At 35.1% G+C, this 19,211-nt stretch carries 21 protein-coding genes; 13 read left to right on the forward strand and 8 right to left on the reverse strand.

The window, feature by feature from the left end; translation table 11 throughout:
- Positions 1-101 precede the first annotated feature (101 nt).
- On the forward strand, positions 102-1,349 hold the full coding sequence (pepT, locus tag JI747_RS07620; protein WP_225687420.1) for a peptidase T: 1,248 nt from the start codon (positions 102-104) through the stop codon (positions 1,347-1,349).
- Positions 1,350-1,354: 5 nt separating this feature from the next.
- Positions 1,355-1,948: a hypothetical protein gene (locus tag JI747_RS07625; protein ID WP_225687422.1), complete on the forward strand. Its 594-nt coding sequence runs from the start codon at positions 1,355-1,357 to the stop codon at positions 1,946-1,948.
- 59 nt (positions 1,949-2,007) lie between these two features.
- Here JI747_RS07625 and thiL read toward each other — a convergent pair whose 3' ends face one another.
- Positions 2,008-3,069, reverse strand: a complete 1,062-nt coding sequence (gene thiL / locus JI747_RS07630; RefSeq protein WP_225687424.1) for a thiamine-phosphate kinase — start codon at positions 3,067-3,069, stop codon at positions 2,008-2,010.
- 89 nt (positions 3,070-3,158) lie between these two features.
- Positions 3,159-3,650 carry an acyl-CoA thioesterase gene (locus tag JI747_RS07635; RefSeq protein ID WP_225687427.1) on the reverse strand — a complete coding sequence of 164 codons (492 nt, stop codon included), beginning with the start codon at positions 3,648-3,650 and terminating at the stop codon, positions 3,159-3,161.
- Positions 3,651-3,924: 274 nt separating this feature from the next.
- On the opposite strand from JI747_RS07635, the gene JI747_RS07640 reads away from it, so the two are divergent.
- The 4 genes from JI747_RS07640 (at position 3,925) to JI747_RS07655 (ending at position 8,090) form a co-directional block, all read left to right on the forward strand.
- Positions 3,925-5,139 carry a BaiN/RdsA family NAD(P)/FAD-dependent oxidoreductase gene (locus JI747_RS07640; protein WP_394371138.1) on the forward strand — a complete coding sequence of 405 codons (1,215 nt, stop codon included), beginning with the start codon at positions 3,925-3,927 and terminating at the stop codon, positions 5,137-5,139.
- 16 nt (positions 5,140-5,155) lie between these two features.
- Positions 5,156-6,454, forward strand: coding sequence for an alpha/beta fold hydrolase (locus JI747_RS07645; protein WP_225687430.1), 1,299 nt, complete (start codon positions 5,156-5,158; stop codon positions 6,452-6,454).
- On the forward strand, positions 6,454-7,092 hold the full coding sequence (locus JI747_RS07650) for a DUF2306 domain-containing protein (RefSeq protein ID WP_225687432.1): 639 nt from the start codon (positions 6,454-6,456) through the stop codon (positions 7,090-7,092). Before JI747_RS07645 ends, JI747_RS07650 begins: the two co-directional genes overlap by 1 nt.
- Positions 7,093-7,172: 80 nt before the next feature.
- Complete coding sequence (locus JI747_RS07655) at positions 7,173-8,090, forward strand: YARHG domain-containing protein (RefSeq protein WP_225687434.1); 918 nt, start codon at positions 7,173-7,175, stop codon at positions 8,088-8,090.
- A 1-nt stretch (position 8,091) separates the two neighbouring features.
- Here the strand turns inward: JI747_RS07655 and JI747_RS07660 are convergent, their stop codons facing one another.
- The 3 genes from JI747_RS07660 to JI747_RS07670 form a co-directional block, all read right to left on the reverse strand.
- Positions 8,092-8,484 (reverse strand): ribosomal maturation YjgA family protein, encoded by a 393-nt coding sequence (locus JI747_RS07660; protein ID WP_225688238.1) that lies wholly within the window; start codon positions 8,482-8,484, stop codon positions 8,092-8,094.
- Positions 8,485-8,552: 68 nt separating this feature from the next.
- Positions 8,553-9,209 (reverse strand): redoxin domain-containing protein, encoded by a 657-nt coding sequence (locus JI747_RS07665; protein ID WP_225687436.1) that lies wholly within the window; start codon positions 9,207-9,209, stop codon positions 8,553-8,555.
- A gap of 8 nt (positions 9,210-9,217) precedes the next feature.
- Positions 9,218-9,709: a TlpA family protein disulfide reductase gene (locus JI747_RS07670; RefSeq protein ID WP_225687438.1), complete on the reverse strand. Its 492-nt coding sequence runs from the start codon at positions 9,707-9,709 to the stop codon at positions 9,218-9,220.
- 141 nt (positions 9,710-9,850) lie between these two features.
- Between JI747_RS07670 and JI747_RS07675 the strand changes: the two genes are divergently transcribed.
- Positions 9,851-10,321 carry an energy transducer TonB gene (locus tag JI747_RS07675; protein ID WP_225687440.1) on the forward strand — a complete coding sequence of 157 codons (471 nt, stop codon included), beginning with the start codon at positions 9,851-9,853 and terminating at the stop codon, positions 10,319-10,321.
- Positions 10,322-10,331: 10 nt separating this feature from the next.
- The gene (locus tag JI747_RS07680; protein WP_225687442.1) at positions 10,332-10,778 is read left to right on the forward strand and encodes an energy transducer TonB; all 447 of its coding nucleotides are present in this window, start codon (positions 10,332-10,334) and stop codon (positions 10,776-10,778) included.
- A gap of 14 nt (positions 10,779-10,792) precedes the next feature.
- Here JI747_RS07680 and mutS read toward each other — a convergent pair whose 3' ends face one another.
- Together mutS and JI747_RS07690 are read right to left on the reverse strand one after the other, a co-directional pair.
- The gene (gene mutS, locus JI747_RS07685; RefSeq protein ID WP_225687444.1) at positions 10,793-13,387 is read right to left on the reverse strand and encodes a DNA mismatch repair protein MutS; all 2,595 of its coding nucleotides are present in this window, start codon (positions 13,385-13,387) and stop codon (positions 10,793-10,795) included.
- Positions 13,388-13,660: 273 nt separating this feature from the next.
- The gene (locus tag JI747_RS07690; RefSeq protein ID WP_225687446.1) at positions 13,661-14,533 is read right to left on the reverse strand and encodes a cupin-like domain-containing protein; all 873 of its coding nucleotides are present in this window, start codon (positions 14,531-14,533) and stop codon (positions 13,661-13,663) included.
- A gap of 165 nt (positions 14,534-14,698) precedes the next feature.
- On the opposite strand from JI747_RS07690, the gene JI747_RS07695 reads away from it, so the two are divergent.
- Positions 14,699-15,580 carry a bestrophin family protein gene (locus tag JI747_RS07695; protein WP_225687447.1) on the forward strand — a complete coding sequence of 294 codons (882 nt, stop codon included), beginning with the start codon at positions 14,699-14,701 and terminating at the stop codon, positions 15,578-15,580.
- A gap of 9 nt (positions 15,581-15,589) precedes the next feature.
- Here the strand turns inward: JI747_RS07695 and JI747_RS07700 are convergent, their stop codons facing one another.
- Complete coding sequence (locus JI747_RS07700; protein ID WP_225687448.1) at positions 15,590-16,189, reverse strand: hypothetical protein; 600 nt, start codon at positions 16,187-16,189, stop codon at positions 15,590-15,592.
- Positions 16,190-16,327: 138 nt separating this feature from the next.
- Between JI747_RS07700 and JI747_RS07705 the strand changes: the two genes are divergently transcribed.
- The 4 genes from JI747_RS07705 (at position 16,328) to JI747_RS07720 (ending at position 19,191) form a co-directional block, all read left to right on the forward strand.
- The gene (locus tag JI747_RS07705; protein ID WP_225687449.1) at positions 16,328-16,948 is read left to right on the forward strand and encodes a toxin-antitoxin system YwqK family antitoxin; all 621 of its coding nucleotides are present in this window, start codon (positions 16,328-16,330) and stop codon (positions 16,946-16,948) included.
- 4 nt (positions 16,949-16,952) lie between these two features.
- A complete protein-coding gene (locus JI747_RS07710) occupies positions 16,953-17,483 on the forward strand; it encodes an RNA methyltransferase (RefSeq protein WP_225687450.1) in 531 nt (176 codons plus the stop codon).
- Between the two features lie 185 nt (positions 17,484-17,668).
- Positions 17,669-18,319 (forward strand): CBS domain-containing protein, encoded by a 651-nt coding sequence (locus JI747_RS07715; RefSeq protein WP_225687451.1) that lies wholly within the window; start codon positions 17,669-17,671, stop codon positions 18,317-18,319.
- A gap of 2 nt (positions 18,320-18,321) precedes the next feature.
- Positions 18,322-19,191 (forward strand): NAD kinase, encoded by an 870-nt coding sequence (locus tag JI747_RS07720; RefSeq protein WP_225687452.1) that lies wholly within the window; start codon positions 18,322-18,324, stop codon positions 19,189-19,191.
- Positions 19,192-19,211: the final 20 nt, after the last annotated feature.

Here is a 19,211-nt window from a genome sequence, read left to right on the forward strand (position 1 = left end):
ATGTTTATGTCCGATTTAAAATTTCAATAGCTGATATTCATCTCCAAATAAATTATTCTGAGCATCAAATTTGCTAACTTTGCCGGAAATTTATACTAATAATGAGTACAATAGAATTCAACCAAGTGTGGAAAGAAAAGTTACTGAACCGTTTTCTTAATTACGTAAAAATATACTCAACAAGTGACGCAGAAAGCGAAACAACCCCTTCTACGGAAAGACAGTGGGACATCGCAAAATACATTACTGAAGAGCTGAAAACGATCGGTCTTGAAGAGGTATCGATTGATGATAACGGTTATATCATGGGATATGTCCCTTCCAACCTTGAAAATGATGACAAACCAACGATTGGATTTATTTCACATTATGATACGTCACCGGATTTCAGTGGAGAAAATGTAAATCCTCAGGTTTGGGAAAATTATGACGGAAGTGATTTATTATTAAATCAAACAACAGGTTTCAAGTTATCTCCTTCAAAATTTGAAAGTTTAAAAAAATATATCGGTCAAACGTTGATCACGACAGACGGAACAACGCTTCTTGGTGCCGATGACAAAGCAGGTTGCGCAGAAATTGTAACAGCTGCTGAATATTTAATCGCTCATCCGGAAATTAAGCACGGAAGAATCGCGGTTGGATTTACGCCTGATGAAGAAATCGGAAGAGGCGCACACAAATTTGATGTTGCTAAATTTGGAGCTGAATTCGCTTATACTATGGATGGCGGAGAAGTTGGAGAACTGGAATATGAAAACTTTAACGCAGCAGGAGCTGTGGTAAAAATTCACGGATTGAGCGTTCACCCAGGTTATGCCTACGGAAAAATGATTAATGCCGCTTTATTGGCTTCTGAATTTGCTCAAACGCTTCCTGCTAACGAAACTCCGGCTACGACTAAAGGTTTTGACGGATTCTACCATTTAATGGACCTAAATGCAGATATTTCCGAAGCTAAACTTCAATATATTATCCGTGATCATGATGCGGATAAATTTGAAGCAAGAAAAAAATTCATGGAAGAAAAAGTAGCTGAATTTAATCAAAAACATGGTGAAGGAACTGCCGAAGTTGAGATTAAAGAACAGTACAGAAACATGAAGCAACAATTTGAAGGAAAAATGCACATCATCGATCTTGCGGCTGCAGCGATGAAAGAAGCAGGAATAGAACCTAAAATTAAAGCGATCAGAGGAGGAACAGACGGAGCACAATTATCATACATGGGATTGCCTTGTCCGAATATTTTCGCAGGAGGAATCAATTTCCACGGACCTTACGAATATGTTGCGTTGGAAAGTATGCAAAAAGCAATGGAGGTTATTTTGAATATTGCGAAAGTTTAATACGTATGAAGAAACTCTTAGTTTTATTTCTTTTATTATCTTTTGTATTAGGCTATTCTCAAGTAGAAGAATTTCAGAAAGCAGATGATGTTTACAACAAAAAAATAAAAACTCTTCTGAAAAAATTTCCGAAAGAAACAGTTGAAAGATATAAACAGGAACAGCTAATTCTGGATGAAAAAGTTTTGTCATACAATAAGACTTTAGAAAAAATATCTTTAGAAGAACAAAAAGGAATTACAGAATATCCACCTCCTTCCAATCCTCCGGTTACAAAACAACCTGAATTTGAGTTGGGCGAAGAACAATTCAAAGCTCTTTTACGTTCTGCTTATTCTGAGAATCTTACTTTATTGGATATTCAGAAAAATTTCTCTTATACAGCAAGATTAATTGTTGCAGTAGATTCAAAAGGATATGTGTATGACGCTAAAGTAAAAGGTAAAAATGCTGTTATTAATACTTTTATATTAGCTGCATTTCACAAAATAAAAAATAAAGGAAAATGGAAACCCGCAGAAGCTAACGGAAGACCTATGCTTTACGCTTTTATATGTCCTGTAACAATAAATTTTGTTCTAAAAGAAGAGGATTATTAACTATAAACAAAATACCCCATTTCAATGAATGGGGTATTTTTATTTTAATTAAAAAAAATCTATTCTTGCTGATTTCCTAAAAAAGCATCCCAACCCTGCGCCGTTAAAGCAACCAATTGATTAGAACCTCTTGCCACCATAAAATTACCCTCTTCTTTCTCTACAGCATGACCAATAATGGTGAAATCCGGATGATTTTTGATCTTATCAAAATCGTTTGGCGAAATGGTAAACAACAATTCATAATCTTCACCTCCGCTCAAAGCTGCCATCACAGGATTCAAATTAAAATCATCTGCCGTAGCAATCGTAAGATTATCCATAGGAACTTTCTCTTCATACAGTCTGAAACCTACTTTCGACTGATCAGAAAGATGCAGAATTTCCGAAGCCAAACCATCTGAAATATCGATCATAGAAGTTGGTTTAATATCCAATTGCTCTAAAATTCCTTTCACATCCGTTCTTGCTTCAGGCTTTAACTGTCTTTCCAGAATATAATCGTAGCCTTCCATTTCAGGCTGCATATTTGGATCGGCTAAGAAAACAGCGTGTTCTCTTTCTAAGATCTGAAGTCCCATATAAGCACCTCCCAAATCTCCTGATACGACAAGAAGATCGTTTGGTTTTGCACCGCTTCTTTTGACAATATTTTCTTCATTCTCCAATCCGATTGCTGTGATACTCATCACAAGACCAGCATTCGAGCTTGTGGTATCACCTCCTATCAAATCTACTTTATATCTTCCGCAAGCCGCTTGAATTCCGGCATACAATTCCTCTAATGCTTCTACCGGAAAACGGTTGGAAACAGCCAGAGAAACTAAAATCTGTGTTGGCGTTGCATTCATTGCTGCAACATCGCTCAGGTTTACCACAACTGCTTTATAACCCAAGTGCTTCAAAGGAACATATCCTAAATTGAAATGCACTCCTTCTGCCAAAACATCTGTTGTAATAACTATTTTTTTATTTTCAGGATTGATAATTGCCGCATCATCTCCTACTCCAAGTTCCGAAGATTCATTGGATAAAGGAAAATGTTCTGTCAAATGTTTTATTAACCCAAATTCTCCTAATTTGGAAATGGGTGTTAATTCCTGTGATTTATCTTCAAACATATCTTTTAGTATAATTGATTTTGATAAATGATAAACGATCGTTAAAGATACTTTATATCATCAAAAATCATTTATCGCTTACCATGTATTTAATTGAACGCCGACGGATCAATATTTTCAGGACGGAAAGGCAATTTTTTAAAATCTTCTCTCGTCAGAACTACTGTATTTTCAGTTCTATATTTATTGATCGCTTCTACTACATCATCCGGCGGAGTTGTCATTTTTCTCAACATCGTATCGATCCAAACTCCTGTTGCTTCAGAAGTTGCACAGTGCTCTCCTTCAGGAGTATAAAATTTGTGAACAAAACGATAAATAGAACAATCATCTGCACAGGCATCCACTTCCAGACTTACAATAACGGTCTGATCCGCAAAAATTTCTTTAAAGAAAGAAAACCTTTCATGCATAATAACAGGTCCAATTCCCCAACGGCTCATTTGTGTAACTCCCATTTTTTCAAGCTTCATAAAAGCCATTCTGGTCTGAGCACAGTATTGAACATAAGATGAATTTGCTAAATGTTTGTTGGCATCAAGATCGCTCCAACGTACTTCGAATTTATGGTAGAATATCATTTAAATTTTATTTTTAATAATGATTTTTAATTGGTATTTAAAATTTTAACCTCCTTACTGTCATTCCGTAGGAATCTAAGCGATATTATTCAATAACTCAGTCGAGATTCCTACAGAATGACAAACTGGATGGATAATAAAAATCGGAGATTAAAATAACTTAAATTATTCTCATAATTTAAACTTTAAAGTTCAAAAATTATATTCTTCAAAATTACTCAAATAAGATGGTTTATAAAAATTGTAGTTTTGTAAAAATAATCTTGCGCATAAGATTAATAAAACTATGAAACGAATTATCATTATCGGAGGCGGTGCAGCAGGATTTTTCTGTGCAGCAAATCTTGACGAAAGCCAATATAAAATTACCATTCTCGAACAAAATTCAGATGTCCTGCAAAAAGTAAAAGTTTCAGGAGGAGGAAGATGCAATGTAACCCATGCCTGTTTTGATCCGAGAGAACTTGTTCAGTTCTATCCTCGCGGAAATAAGGAATTGCTAAGTGTTTTTACCAAATTTCAGCCGGGAGACACGATGGATTGGTTCGATCAACGAAAAGTTTCGTTAAAAATAGAGAATGACAACAGAATTTTTCCTGAAAGTAATTCTTCACAGACCATTATCAATACTTTTTTAAACGAAATTCAGAAAAAGAATGTTGAAGTGAAAACAAAATGCTCCGTCAAAGAAATTGAAAAACTAGATGAAAAATATCTCGTTAAAACCAGTTTAGGAGATTTTGAAGCCGATTTTATCATCTACACTACGGGAAGTTCGCCAAAATCATTGAAAATGATTGAAAATTTAGGCCATAAAATCATTGATTTAGTTCCTTCACTTTTCACGTTCAACATCAAAGATCCTTTATTGAAAGATTTAGCCGGAACAAGTTTTGAAATGGCTGAAACTTCTATTCCTAAATTAAAAACGGAAGAAAGCGGACCTTTATTAATTACGCATTGGGGACTTTCGGGACCTGCAATTTTGAAGATTTCAGCTTGGGAAGCCATTAATTTGGCAAAAGTGAAATATAATTTTGAAATTGAGGTCAATTTTATTTCTAAAGATTTAGAGGATGCTGAAGAATTATTTCAAAATTTCAAACAGTCCAATCCAAAGAAAACAATCGGGCAATCGAAGATTTTTGATATCACGAACCGTTTTTGGCAAAGAATCCTTGAAGTTTCAAATGTGGATCTAAATAAGCAGGTTGCCAATATTTCCGGAAAGGAAATGCAGAAGATCATTGAAAATTTATGCAAAAAGAAATTCAGTGTGACCGGAAAATCAACCTTTAAAGATGAATTCGTAACGGCAGGAGGAATTGATTTAAAGGAAATTAACTTTAAAAATATGTCTTCGAAAATCCTTCCTAATTTCTATGTTGCCGGAGAAGTTTTGAATATCGATGCTGTAACCGGCGGATTTAATTTTCAGGCTTGCTGGAGTGAGGCGTGGCTGATTTCACAAGACTTAAATAGCTTATAAACAAACCCATATCAATATGAAGAAAATTATTACCGTATTCCTTTTATCATTTTATTGTACCGTTTTTTCCCAAAACAAAACTATTGCATCTACCTGGACATCTCTTGTACAGCCTGTAAATGTAGAGAGTATGCAGAACTGGAAATTCAGGGTATCGGCAAAAATCAGAAAGGAAAGTCACAGCAATTCCAAATGTGCAATTTGGGCAAGGATTGATAATAGTGACAATACTGTGGGATTTTTTGAAAACCAGGCTTATTCGAAAATAGAAGTGACTAAGGAATGGAAAAACTTTCAGATAGAAGGCAATGTAAGTCCTGAAGGGAAAATTTTAAATATTGGTGCTTTTGCTGAGAATAACGGAAGTTTTTATTTTGACGATTTCAAATTGGATGTTCTTGATCCGAAATCTCTAAAATGGGTAAATATTCCTTTAAAAAACGGAGGGTTTGAAGAGGGATTGATCGCTGGAAAAGACTGGTCTGAAGGGATTGGACGAAAAGTAACACATGTGAAAAATTTCACTATTACTGCTTCAGACAACAAACCTTTCAGCGGAAAAAAATCTCTATTGATTAAAGCTGATAACATCATAGGAAATATGCCCCACGGAAAGTTTGCTGATGTAAATGGGATAAAGATGTACTATGAAACGTATGGCGAAGGAGAACCTCTTCTGATGCTCCACGGAAATGGTCAGTCTATAAGCGCATTCATGAATCAGGTTGATGATTTTTCCAAAAAATATAAAGTAATCATTGTGGATTGCAGAGAAAGGGGAAAATCGACCTATGACAAGACAAAAGAGCTTACTTTTGACATTCAGGTTGAGGATTTAAAACAATTTTTAGATAAGCAAAACATTAAAAAAGTAAAAATTTTAGGTTGGAGTGACGGTGGTATTCTTGCCATTTTAATGGCATTAAAATATCCTGACCTGATCGACAAAATTGCATGTTCCGGAGCCAATATATTTCCTGAAGGCCTAAAGGATGAGGAAATGAAGGATCTGAAGCAGTCTTTGGCTCAACTTATCAAAGAAAACAAAGATCATAAAAATGATGTCTATATCGATTTATATAATCTGGATCTGAAATATCCGAACCTGAAATATGAAGATTTAAAGGCTATTCAATGCCCTTCTTTAATCATGGCCGGAGATAAAGATGTCATCAAAACAGAACATACGGTAAAAATTGCAGAATCAATCCCGAAAGGACAATTGGCGATCATCCCTAATTCAACCCATTCAGTTGTTGTTGAAAAGCCTGAACTTTTTAATTCTTTAGTCATCGATTTCTTTGAAGGCAAATAATGTTTTCTGTTAAAAAAAACATCCCGAATCCGCTGAAGATCCTTTTAATCATAGGATTCGGGTATTTCTTTTGGCTGATGCTGAAAATTACATTGGAATACATTCCCCTGAGAGCTGAAGTGAGCTTCTTGATGATCAAGCAAACAGAAGTTGTAGAAAGACCGGAATATTTATATTTTTTCTATACGCATGTTTACACTAGCATTTTTGTACTGTTAAGCGGTTTTTTAGCTATTCTCAGAAAAGATTTCGGGCTGAAAAGCTTTCATAAAAACGCAGGGAAAATTTACATTCTTCTGATTCTGTTTCTGGCAGCGCCTTCAGGAATTTATATGGGAATTTTTGCGAATGGAGGAGTCTATTCTAAAATCTCGTTTGTCATCTTAGGCTGTTTATGGTGGTTTTCTACGTACAAAGCCTATCAATTAGCCAGACAAAAAAAATTTAAAGAACACAAGCAATGGATGTGGCGGAGTTTCGCTCTTACAGTTTCTGCCATCACTCTGAGAATGTGGAAAGTAATTATTGTATATTTATTTCACCCAAATCCTATGGATGTTTACCAGATCATTGCATGGATGGGCTGGATTCCTAATCTCATTTTAATTGAATATTTAATCACAAAAAAATACATATGAAATCGTTTTATCTTTTGTTGTAAGGCCAACATTTATTCCGCGATTGCATATGACCACTAAAAATCAATAAAAAATCACATATGAAAATTTTAAAATTAACTTTAATCTCCCTGTCTACGATAAGCTTGGTAAGCTGTAAAAAAGAGGCAAAAACAACAGATTCTTCTAAAGACAGCCTTGTCGCAAAGAAAGATTCAGTAGCTATTCCAGAAGTGCATAAGGAATATTACGGAATTTATATGGGAGACTTTGCCGGAAAAGGGATGATCGTTTCTGAAGATGGTGAAGAATATGAAGGCGACGTTTACAAAAAGATCTCTTTAAAGATCAATAGGATCACAAAAGACAGTGTTTACGGACAAAGTATTGTCAACGGAAACCAGCGCCCTTTCCGAGGCGTTTTTAATGATGAAACGAAATCCTTTGTGCTGGATGAACCGGGAAATGACAAAACCGACGGTAGATTTGAAGTGAAATTAAGCAACGACAGTCTTACCGGAAAATGGAATGCCTTCAACAAATCTGCGGTAAAAGCACCTTTAAAAACGTTGAAACTGGTTAAAAAAGAGTTTGTGTACAATCCAAACTTTATGTTGAACGAAGACAACGATCTCATCGACTGGGAAAACCCGAAAAATTTTGTCGAAAAATATACGGATGAAGAGACCGGAAAAACAGAAACCTATACCGCCTCAAAAAACAGAATCGCTTCTGATGCGGTTTTCAAAATCAATGCGTCTAAGCAAAAATTAACTGAAAAAGATCTTAAAAATCTTCGGAAACTGGACATGGAAATTATCAAAAATTCCGTTTTTGCAAGACATGGATATGCTTTTAAAAAGCAGACCTACAGAAACTTTTTTGAGCAGACCGACTGGTATATTCCGGTTGCCAACAATGTAGACAAAGACCTTTCTCCTATGGAAAAAGACAACGTAGCGCTATTGAACCGTTTTATCAAATATGCTGAAGATAAATATGACAGTTTTGGAAGATAGTTTAATCTGAAGCTTTTTGTATTGGTTGAATTTTCACGTAAAGATAAAGCAATAAGCAACCTACTGCATAGCACAGAATATCGATCCAAGAGAACGAATTTCCGATGACAATATACATCAGGCTTCCGGGTTGGAAGCCTAATTTTTCTGCGATATTAAAGTATTGGGCAAATTCAATACAACAGGAAAAAATAAGGATTCCGAGGATCAGCTTTTCATTATTTGAAATACAGAAAAAGCTTTTGATGAATGTGTACAGAAGCATTACGACAATCACATCTCCAAGATAAGCTCTTACAAAAAAGATATCTTTTAACTTCGTGGCAATAAGTATCTCAACGAAGAAAATAACAATGGTTAACAGAAAATATTTCAGGCTGAATTTTAATTTCATCATTTTACGTTTTGGACATAAAAAAACGGTATTCAAAATGAACACCGATCTAATATTTTACAAATATATTATTTCTTTACCTTCACCGTACATCCGATGGCAACGGTTTTTGTCATTTTTATCGGCTCGTTTTTCAATAACGCATTTACCGCATCCTGAACATAATATTCTGAAACATCATTCGGATTTTCATAATTGTTATCAATGGCACCAATGTATTTTACGATATTTTTACCACCTTCTTTTTGCAAAAGAAAAACATGAGGTGTTTTTGTGGCTCCATACTGAGGAAATATCTTTTGTCCTTCATCTACCAAATAAGGAAAAGTAAATCCTTTTTGTTTTGCTCTTTCAATCATTTGTGCGTATCCGTCTTCAGGCTGTACAGAAGAATCGTTCGGATTGATCGCGATCACCGGATAGCCTTGAGATTTGTATTTTTTATCTAAAGCAATGATCCTGTCTTCATATTTCTTTGCATACGGACAGTGATTACACGTGAAAACAACAATAAAACCTTTTGCCGATTTAAAATCGCTCAGAGAAACCATTTTTCCGTCAACATTTTTTAGTTTAAAATCTGTTGCTGCATCTCCTACTTCATACCCTTTTGCTGAAGATTTATTTTCTTTTTTAGGTTCATTTTTATCATGATTTGTTGTGGTAAAACTCAAGAGTCCTATTCCAACAACAAAAGCCATTATTAAGATTTTAAAATTTTTCATAGTATTTTTTAGTTTAAATATTTAGTAATTGTGTTTTCCAAATCTTCTCTGCTTATTTCACCGTCGTTGAAATGTACTTTCTCACCATTTTTATAAAAGATCGTTACCGGAATATTTCCGTCCCAATTCTTTTCAAAACGGGGAATCCAAGTGTTCATTCTTTTAATATCATCCAGCAGAATCACTTCGGCAGTAAGGTTTTTGTTTTTCATAAATTTTAAAACCCTTTCTTTGTCTACTGCCCTATCTAAAGAAACCAAAATCATTTTAAATTTCGGATCATTTTTGTATTTATTATTTACCTCTATAAAGTAAGGTAACTCTTTCACACAAGGTGCACAAGTCGTCGCCCAGAAATTAACGACCAAAAGCTTATCTCCTTCTGACTGAATTCTTTTTTCAAGTTCTTCATATTTTACGAAAGATACATTTTTCTGATCTTGCGCACTGTACCAATGAATACTCAACAGCAAAGCAAAAAAACAAATAATTTTATTCATACTCAAAATTAAGAAAAATCAAGATATTCGTTTACAGAGACTTCCTGTTAAATTTTGTTAAGAACCTTGATGATTTTTTAATTTTCTTTAAAAATCCCCCCTATCTCAGTAAGGATAATTATTTTTGTGGAAAATTATAATATGAAAAAAAAGACATTTCTCATCATAGCTTTGTTTATGGTTTCTCTTGCTTTTGCACAGGAAACTCCTGAAACAAAAACGAATCCGGCACCTCCTCCGGCGGCCATTATCAATGTGGAGTCACTCCCTCATTATGAAGAACTGAAAAAGAGAATCAATCTTACAGGAGCCGTAATGACCGCAGATAAAGAACCCGAATATCCCGGCGGAATGCCTCTTTTCCGCAGAAAATTTGCTGAAAACATGGAGGTAATTTACGCAAAAGGAAAAAAAATAGACACCCGTGTTTACTTTATCGTTGAAAAAAACGGATACATCACTAACATCGCTGCAATAAGCAATAATAAAGATCATGCAAAAGCCGCAGAAACAGCTTTGAAGAAAATGCTGGTTCGCTGGAAACCTGCTGTAACAGCGGATAAACCGGTTCGTTATCTCTACAGCTTCCCGCTTTCTTTACAGAAGTACTAAGTTTAAACCTATGTTGAAAAAAACAATATTTGGACTTTGTCTTCTTCTTAGCTTTTTTTCTTTTGGGCAGGAGTCTGTGAAAGGAACTGCTGAACTGAATGAATTAGTTTTAAGCGAAAAAAATGGTAAAGTAAGAGTAGATGCTGAAAAAATGGCTACTTTTCCTTTAGGCTCAATAGCATTTCAAAACATGATAAGCAAGAACTTCAAAATGAAGAATGTTGTGACCAATAATGCTGAACAAATAAGTTGTGAACTCATTTTTATTATTGATACAGAAGGTTCTATGATAGATATAAAAGCTATTGGAAGTAATGAAAGTTTTAATAAAGAAGGAATAAGAGCCATTTCAAAAATTAAACAAAAATGGATTCCTGCAGAAATAAATGGTCAGAAAGTTCCTTACAGATTCAAAATTCCTTTAGCGGTACGTTTTGATAAAAAAGATATAAATTAAAAATGATTGGAGAATTAACCTCCAATCATTTTTTTTATCGAATTCAGCTTCATCAAAGCTTCTATTGGTGTCAAAGTATTGATATCAATTTTCGTCAGTTCTTCACGGATATTCTCCAAAACCGGATCGTCTAACTGGAAAAAAGAAAGCTGCATATTTTCTTCGGTCACTCTTTTGATGCTTTCTGATGAACTTCCTTGTGTACGACTTGCTTCCAGTGTTTTCAGGATTTCATTGGCTCTGTTGACCACTTTTGCAGGCATTCCGGCTAATTTCGCCACATGAATACCGAAACTATGCTCACTTCCTCCCGGAATTAATTTTCTTAAGAAGATAATATTTCCTTTATTCTCCTGAATAGAAACGTGGAAATTTTTCACTCGCTCAAAATTCACCGTCATTTCATTCAGCTCGTGGTAATGTGTGGCAAATAATGTCTTTGCCTGAGTCGGATGCTGATGAAGATATTCTGCAATCGCCCAAGCAATGGAAACCCCGTCATAAGTAGATGTTCCACGACCGATTTCGTCTAATAAAATCAAACTTCTTTCAGAAATATTATTAAGGATATTGGCCGCTTCGTTCATTTCAACCATGAATGTTGATTCTCCCGCAGAAATATTATCTGTCGCTCCTACTCTTGTAAAAATCTTATCTAACACCCCGATTTCCGCGTGTTTTGCCGGAACAAAGCTTCCGATCTGAGCCAATAAGCAAACAATCGCTGTCTGACGAAGAATCGCTGATTTACCCGCCATGTTCGGTCCGGTAACCATAATGATCTGTTGAGAATCTTTATCCAAGAAAATATCGTTCGGGATATATTTTTCGCCTAAAGGAAGCGCATTTTCAATAATCGGGTGTCTTGCTTCTTTTAAATCGATCGCAAAAGTTTCTGTTAAAACAGGTTTTGTATAGCTTTCAGAAACAGCCAATTCCGACAATCCGGCTGCAACATCCAGCTGAGCAATAATATTAGAGTTTTCCTGAATTTGATCAATATAAATCATGGTTTCAGCACAAACATCTCTATAGAGTTTGTTTTCTAAAACCCCGATTTTTTCTTCTGCTCCAAGAATCTGATTTTCATACTCCTTGAGTTCTTCCGTGATGTAACGTTCAGCATTGACCAACGTCTGTTTTCTCAACCAGTCACTCGGAACTTTATCTTTATGGGTATTTCGGACTTCAATATAATATCCGAAAACATTATTAAAATCTATTTTAAGGCTTGAAATTCCTGTTCTTTCGATTTCTCTCTGACACATTTCATCCAGAAAACCACGGCCTTTGGATTGAAGTCCTCTCAATCTGTCCAGTTCCTCCGAGATGCCTTCTTTAATGACATTTCCTTTCGCCAAATTGACAGGAAGCTCTTCATTCAGATGATTTTGTAATATTTTAATTAATTCATCCTGATCGTACAAAGGTTCCAACCAGGCCAGAACATCAGCATGAGGATGAAGCAATTCCTTAATTTTATGAATATTAATCAGACTTTGGCGAAGATATCCCAATTCTTTAGGAGAAATTTTTTCAGCTGCCAGTTTTCCCATCAATCGATCCAGATCGGAAATTGATTTTAATAATTGGGAAATTTCATATTTAAGAGGGTCGTTTTCGTTCAGAAAGTCAATTAAAGCAAGTCTTCGGTTGATTTCACTTACTTCTTTCAGAGGCAAAATAATTCTTCGTCTCAGCAATCTTCCTCCCATCGGAGTGGCCGTTTTATCAATAATATCTAGCAGCGATTTTCCCTGCGGACTGCTTGGATAAACGATTTCAAGATTTCTCAGTGTAAAATTATCCATCATCAGATAATCTTCCTGTGGAATCACCTGAATTTTGGTAATGTGAGCCAATAAATTGTGATGGGTATCTTCTACTAAATAAGCAAAAATTGCTCCCGCTGCTGTAATCGCCAACGGTTGATTTTCAACCCCGAAACCTTTTAATGAGTTGGTTTTAAAATGATTCGTCAGTTTTTCGTAAGCGAAATTATATTGATACGCCCAGTCTTCAAGCTTGAAGGCATTTTTATTTTTAATCTGCTCCGGGATCTGAACACTTCTCTGATAAATAATCTCACTCGGATCAAATGTGTTGACGATATGAAGCAACTTTTCTAAATTTCCTTCACTCACCAAAAATTCTCCTGTAGAAATATCTACCAAAGCAATCCCGAATTTCTCTTTTTCTTTGTGAAGAGAAAGCAAGAAGTTATTCTTTTTTGAATTAAGAACCTGATCGTTGAATGTAACTCCCGGAGTCACCAATTCTGTAACTCCTCTTTTTACAATTCCTTTGACCATTTTGGGGTCTTCCAGCTGATCGCAGATCGCCACTCTCATTCCGGCCCTTACCAATTTTGGCAAGTAAGAATCTACCGAATGATGCGGAAATCCGGCCAGTTCGATATGCCCTTCTCCATTGGCTCTTTTCGTTAAAACGATTCCTAAAATCTGAGAAGTTCTCACCGCATCCTGCCCGAAAGTTTCATAGAAATCCCCCACTCTGAATAGTAAAAGCGCATCCGGATATTTCGCCTTGATGGTGTTGTACTGCGTCATTAACGGGGTTTCTTTCTTTTCTTTCGTTGCCTTTGCCATTAAAATCTTTCTTAAAAAAATTAGGATGGTAAAAGTATGAAATAAAATAGTAGAAGGAAAGTTTTTGAAAAACTAGATGTGAGTTTGTTTTTGAGACTTTAATTTAAACGCAAAATATATTGTTGACTGATTTTAAATTTAAGAAGGCAAAGACCAATAAATTTATTTCGCGAAGCTCATGTTTCAGCTTCATTACAATCAACTTCGTTGATTCCTTCTTTGCTCACTTAAAAAATCAACATGATTCAAATTAATCTTTGCGTCAAAAACCTTTTATTTATTCTGTTGTTTTGCCAAAGCTTCCGAGCTTTTCTTATACGCCCATTTCTGTTTGTAATTCACCCACTTAGCCTTAAAAAGCTTCCGCATTAATTTATCGGTGTATCTCATGATAAAAACATGATACAGCATATTCGCAAAAACATTCGGTTTATTTGGAAGTGCACGAAGCGACATTGAAAATCCCGGCTCCAGATATCTGTTGAAATGCCAGAAAGCTCCAGGAATAAAAAGTGCATCTCCATGTTCCATGAAAATTTCAAAACCTTTTGCCTGTTTCAACGCAGGAAATTTTTCATAATCAGGGTTTTCATAATCAACATCGTAGATTGTGTGTACTGATAGCGGAACTTTATATAAAAAAGCAGACTGTTTTTGATCAAACAATAAAATCCTCTTTTTTCCTTCAAAATGAATATGTAGAAAGTCTCCTAAGTCAACATCATAATGCATCAAAACATGCGCTTCACTTCCTCCAAAAAACAAAGTGGGGAGACGTTTAAAAAACTTCATTCCCAAATCCGGATAGGTGAAGTTCTTCAATAGTTCCGGAAGCCGGTCCGTGATGATGTAAAAGAAAATTCTGAGATCTGAAGGTTTACTTTTAATAGTATCAATATAATCCTTCATTTTCATTTTGGCAACTGGCGCATCTGTGCTTTTATTGGCATCTGCAGGTTTATTATCGTACAAAGGAACTTCCTGTTCACCAGCTTTCTCACGGATAAAATCAAAATTCCATTGATCGAAAGCATCCCATCGGCTCGCAAAATTTTTGATCAGAAGCGGCTTATGCTTTTTGAAATAATTTTTCTGAAAATCTTCTTTACTGATATCTGTTACAACATCTACACTTTCGAGAATCATTTTGTGTGGTATTTTTTAATGCGAAATAAAAATAGTGTTTTTTTGAAATGCAGGAAAATTTCATCATTAATTTTAGTTATCATTTTCTACAAGTTACTTGATTTTATACACTAAATAAAGTCTTATAAAAATGAAAAAAATTATATTTGTAAGAGCAACGAAATTATGAGAGTTTACGACACCAAACATTTTCTAAAAATCCTTTTCAGCCTGCACAAAAGTGATACTTTGAAAATCCTTTTTCCAAGTATGATTATGGTAGGATTATATTCCTGGGGAATTGAATATTTAGAAGTAGAATATCTTCATCTGAATTCAAAATCCGGAATCAGCAATGTGGGAATGATCCATTCTTTACTTGGTTTTGTTCTTTCTTTGCTATTGGTTTTCAGGACCAATACAGCGTATGACAGATGGTGGGAAGGAAGAAAGCTCTGGGGAAAACTGGTCAATGACTCCCGAAATTTTGCGATAAAAATCAATTCGATTCTTGAAAACGACAGAAAAGATGCGGAACAGATTGCAAGATATTTAAAGTTTTTCCCTCACTTTTTAGCTAAGCATCTTTCTAAAGATTCTACCAGATTGGCATTAGATGAGGATTATTCTGAAATTGAGCAGTCTATAAAAAACCATGGTCCCAATGAAATTATCATTCTTTTGACCTATAAGCTGAATCAGTTAAAAAAGGAAGGTAAGATTTCTGATGTAGAAATGGTATATCTGGATACACAGCTCAGTGGTTTTTTAGAAGTTTGCGGAGGATGTGAAAGAATTAAAAACACGCCGATCCCTTATTCATACTCTTCTTTCGTGAAAAAGTTTATCATTCTGTATGTCATGGCATTACCGGTCGCTTATGTCATCAGCATTGGTCTTTTTATGATTCCTCTTACCGTTTTCGTCTATTATGTTTTAATGAGTTTAGAAATTATCGCAGAGGAAATTGAAGATCCGTTCAACAATGATGAAAACGATATTCCGATGGAAACATTGGCGCAAAATATCGAAAGAAATGTTCATCAGATCATGGGTTCCAAAAAATAAAATCAAGCCTTAAAGCTTGATTTCTTTCATTTCACCGTCTTGTTTTATTTCTACAAATTTACTTTCGCGGTTTCCTGCAGAATATCCGTAGAAAAACGTCTGATAAATGGGCGTAGAATATAAATATCCGCCATACGCGTTGTAAGCGTTTGATTGTCCTGTTTGTTGCTGATAACTTGCTGTTGCCGTAAAATTGATAATGGTTTCCAGATAATATTTTCCGGGTTTTAATTTTTCGAATTTAAATCTCCCATGGTCGTCCGTTAAAGCTTCAATTCTGTATTTAAAAGCTTCTTCAGACATATAAACCGTTGTTTTTTTGTTTTCATATTTTTTTCTCATGCTGTAAAACTCTTCAAAATAAGGTGTTACAGGAAAAAGCATGACCACAGTTCCTTTTTTAGCATAATGTTTCTCGCCCAATAAAGGTTTTACGCCCCAATTATTCTTCTGCTTTGTGGAGGCCACCCCTTCAAGAGTAGAATTTCCGAAACCAATCATATCCTGAGCAAGTTTTTTATCAAAGAAAGCTTGTGGATAGTATGTATTTTGTGCTTTGGTAAAACTAAAAGCCGATACCATAGTCATTACAACGAGTGCATTTTTCATAGCTCATATTTTAGCCAAATATAGGTATTTTATAACCCGGAATAAATACCCAAATTTGGGGAGAAAAATGTTAAATTTTAATCATACAGATTTCATCTCATTTCAGCAGAAATTAATTTTAACCAAAAAATATAAATTATGAAATATTCAGTTTTATTAGCCGTTTTTTCTTTTTCAATAATGAGCGCTCAGAAACCGTGCGGATTTAAAGACGGATTACAGGAAGGAAGCTGTAAACAATTTTTTGACAACGGACAGGTAAAGGAAATCGCAGAATGGAAAAAAGGAAAAACAGAAGGCGATGCCATTTTTTATTATGAAAACGGAAAAATTCAGGCAAAAGGAGAATTCAAGAAAGGATATAAAGTAAAAGAATGGGAATATTTTGATAAAAATGGAGTTTTAACATCAAAAGAAACCTACAGAAATGGAGAAAAAAATATTTATGATAATAGCCTTACCGCTACATTTTATTCTCCTTCAGGTAAAATTGCTGAAATTTCAAATTATAAATTTGGTAAATTGCACGGTGAAAGTAAACTTTATCACGAGGACGGAAAATCTGTAAAACAAATCGGAACTTATGAAAACGGATTGGCTACAGGAAAATGGAAAGCGCTTTACCCCTCGGGAAAAATCCAAAGGGAAACAGAATTCGTAAATGATAAATGGAACGGAACCAGAGTTCATTACCGCGAAAACGGAAGCATCGAAAAAACGGAAGTTTACAAAGACGGAAAATTAATCTCAACAAAATAAGAAATTGGTACAAAAATTAAAACTGGAAGAGCTCAACAGAATAGATGTGGAAACATTTAAAACCGTTGAAAAAATTCCTTTAATCGTTGTTTTGGATAATATAAGAAGCATGCACAATGTAGGTGCTACTTTCAGAACGGCAGATGCCTTCTTGATTCAGAAGATTGTTCTTTGTGGTATTACGCCGCAACCTCCTCACCGTGAAATTCACAAAGCGGCTTTAGGAGCAACGGAAAGTGTGGATTGGAGCCACGAAAGTGATATTAATACAGCGATTAGCGATTTAAAATCTCAGGGTTTTGAGGTGGTAGGAATCGAACAGACAACAAACAGCCAGATGATTACAGATTTTACGATTGATAACTCTAAAAAATATGCTGTTATTTTAGGAAATGAAGTGGAAGGAATCAGTGATGAAGCACTTCCGAATATTGATACTTTCCTGGAAATTCCGCAGCTGGGAACCAAGCATTCTTTAAATGTAAGTGTATGCGGAGGAATCGTGATGTGGGAGTTTGCAAAGGCCCTAAAATAAAAAAACTGCATGTGTCTAAAAGACAGTGCAGTTTGAAATAAATCTAATAAAAAGTAAAAATGAAAGGCGACAAAGATACTTCTTTTTCCTTTACAAACAAATTTTAAGATTACTTTTCAAAAAAAAGAAGCAAAAAAAAGCGAGTCACAGAAAAAATTTAGTTTAATTTTTTATAAATTAGCACCATGTTTATCAAGGACTATATCTCAAAAGACTTTCCGTGTTTTAATCTGACTGATTCAATAGAAGCAGCGAGGGAGCAATTAGAGGATTTTGGATATACGCATGTTTTCATCAAAAAATCCAATCATTTTTACGGAGCCATTGCAATAGACTTTCTGTACGAAGAGGAAGGAACGCTAAAAAACTTGGAACATCAGATAGAACGTTTCGCTATATTGGACGACAATAATATAATGGATAGTATTCGTCTGTTCCATACTTTTAACACCAATGTGGTTCCCGTTATCAATAAAAACGAAAAGTATCTGGGATATATAAGCTGTGACGATATTTTTCAGGATTTATCAAAATACCCGCTATTTTCTGAAATGGGAGCTATTCTTACCATAGAAACCCCGGCAAGAAAATATTCGATGACAGAAATTGCCAACATTATAGAAAGCAATAATTCTAAATTTTATGGTGGGTTTATCAGCTTTATGTCTGATGAAGTGATTCATGTGACGATAAAGATCAGCAATGAAAATCTAGCCTCGATAGATGCCACATTCGACCGATATGATTACAGAATTGTGGAAAAATATTATTCGGATGAAAAATCGGACCTGTATAAAGACAGATTCGGGTTTTTCCAAAAATTCATAGAAATCTAAGCATGAAAGCAGCCATATATTCTCAGAAGAAAGATCTTGACACCTTTTTGTATCTCAGTAAATTTATTTCAGAGCTCGAAAATAGAGGCGTAACATCTGTTCTCTACGACGAAATGGCTGAAGCTCTTCAGTTTTCAAAAATCTTCGAAACCTTTAATTCTAAACAGGATCTTCTTGAAAAAGAAGTAGATCTTTTTTTCACCTTCGGAGGAGACGGAACGATTGTAAATTCATTGACGTTTATAGAAGATTTAGAAATTCCTGTTGTAGGGGTAAATACCGGAAGACTGGGTTTTCTGGCAAGCTTTACAAAAGAAGAGGCTTTCAGAGAACTGGATGCTATCCTGAAAGGAGATATTAAAACAAGCCGAAGATCAGTAATCGAAGTAGTTTCTGAAGGCTTGGAAGAAGGTTTTTTCCCTTATGCATTAAATGACGTAACGGTTTCCCGAAAAGAAACAACCTCGATGATCACCGTAGATTCATATATTAATGATGAATTTCTGAACGTGTTCTGGGGAGATGGAGTCATTGTTTCGACTCCTACGGGTTCTACTGCCTATTCATTAAGTTGCGGCGGACCTATTATTTCGCCCAATAACGAGAATTTCGTCATCACTCCTATTGCGCCTCACAATCTGAATGTAAGACCTTTGGTGGTGAATGACAGGGTAGAAATTAAGTTCAGAGTAGAAAGCAGGGTGCCTCAATATTCTCTTTCTTTAGATTCAAGATTAATACATATAGAAACAGATAAGGAAATCATTATAAAAAAGGCTTCTTTCCAGCTTCTTCTGGTGCAGCCCAACAATTTAAGTTTTTACGAAACCATCCGGCAAAAGCTACTTTGGGGGCGAGACAAAAGAAATTAGTTATTGAGCAAAAATGATTA

The sequence above is a fragment of the Chryseobacterium tagetis genome (assembly GCF_016735585.2).
GTDB classification, from domain to species: domain Bacteria; phylum Bacteroidota; class Bacteroidia; order Flavobacteriales; family Weeksellaceae; genus Chryseobacterium; species Chryseobacterium tagetis.